The organism is Kitasatospora sp. NPDC030952 (genome assembly GCF_055571335.1).
Map to the genome: position 1 here is coordinate 1 of NZ_JBVIFM010000063.1, position 1347 is coordinate 1347.

2 protein-coding genes and 1 pseudogene are annotated in these 1347 nt (G+C 71.9%); 2 read left to right on the forward strand and 1 reads right to left on the reverse strand.

The annotated features are described in order from the left end of the window. A partial coding sequence (locus ACZ47G_RS39610; protein ID WP_465751378.1) for a Mu transposase domain-containing protein occupies positions 1–615 on the forward strand: 615 nt, incomplete at its 5' end. On the opposite strand, the gene ACZ47G_RS39615 is transcribed toward ACZ47G_RS39610, so the two are convergent. Then, positions 607–894, reverse strand: coding sequence for a hypothetical protein (locus tag ACZ47G_RS39615; RefSeq protein WP_465751380.1), 288 nt, complete (start codon positions 892–894; stop codon positions 607–609). The two genes, ACZ47G_RS39610 and ACZ47G_RS39615, sit on opposite strands and share 9 nt — an antisense overlap. A gap of 136 nt (positions 895–1030) precedes the next feature. Here ACZ47G_RS39615 and ACZ47G_RS39620 point away from each other — a divergent pair. Beyond that, positions 1031–1347, forward strand: a pseudogene (locus ACZ47G_RS39620) (ATP-binding protein); the annotation flags it as partial.

Below are 1347 nucleotides of genomic sequence, written 5' to 3' on the forward strand. Positions count from 1 at the left end.
GAGGAGCGGCTGCGGCTGCACCCGGTGCCCGAGCAGCCGTTCACCGCCGCGTTCGGCGAGACCCGCCGGGTCGGCAAGGACTCCACGATCTCGGTCGAGTCGGTCCGCTACTCGGTCCCGCACGAGTTCGTCGACGAGCGGGTCTGGGTCCGCTTCCACGGCGACGAGCTGATCGTCACCGCGATGGCCGCGGGCAGCGCGGTCGAGGTCGCCCGCCACCTTCGCTCCGCGCCGGGCAGTCCGCGGATCGCCGACGAGCACTACCCCGAGGCCCCTCGCGGCGAGCGCACGCCGAAGCCGACGAACCCGGCCGAGGCCCAGTTCCTGGCGATCGGCCCCGGGGCGGCGGCCTGGCTGGTCGAGGCGGCGGCGACCGGTGTCCGCCGGATCAGGGCGAAGATGACCGACGCGGTTGCGCTCGCCAAGCTCTACGGAACCGCCGACGTCGACCGTGCTCTTGGCACCGCGGCGACGGTCGGCCGGTTCGCCGAAGGCGACCTGCTGTCGATCCTCGGCCACCAAGGCGAGCACGACCACGCAGAGCCGGTCCGCCGCAGCGAGGACCACAGCCTGCAGCCGGGCACCTCCGCCTGGTCAGGCTTCGGCTCAGCCTGAGCCCTCGGGCTCCTCCTCGACCAGGCCGCTGGCGACGGGGAAGTTCTCCAGGAACTCCCGCCGGTCCGGGTCCTGCTCGGCCTCGGCCAGGTCGGCGAGCACGGTCAGGAACCGCTCGCGCCGGTCCTGCGGCAACTGCCCGAGCACCCAGCTCACGCTCTCCATCATCTTCACCGCGGAGTCGGGGTCGACCTCGTCGTCCTCGCAGCTGTCGAGGAACCGGACGACGTCGACGACGAGTCCGGCAAGGACGGGCACCAGCGGGTCCGTGTCAGTCATCCGGGCAACCTATCCGACCCCCATGACAGCAACATCATCACCTCGGCCGACGGGCACTCGACGTCGGCCCCGAACTGGAAAGAGCACCTGTTTCATGAACGACAGTCCTGCCCAAGCAGCCGCGACGCGACCGCGCATGCAAGCGCCCGCCTCCGCGGTCGCCGCGACGTCCGGCGCCGCGTTCGACGAGGCGATCGCGCTGACCCGCAGGTTGAAACTGCCGCACATCCGCCGGGCGATGGCCGAGATCATCCCGACCGCGAAGGCCCAGCGATGGGATCCCGCCGAGATCGTGCGGGCCCTGCTGGCGGAGGAGGCCGCCGGCCGCGACGCGGCCAACCTCCGCACCCGTCGCACCCGGGCGGCGTTCCCGACCGGCAAGACCTTCCACATCTGGAACGAGGAGGCGTCCTCGATCCCGGTCCCGACGCAGTCTGCGCTGCGGACCCTGGA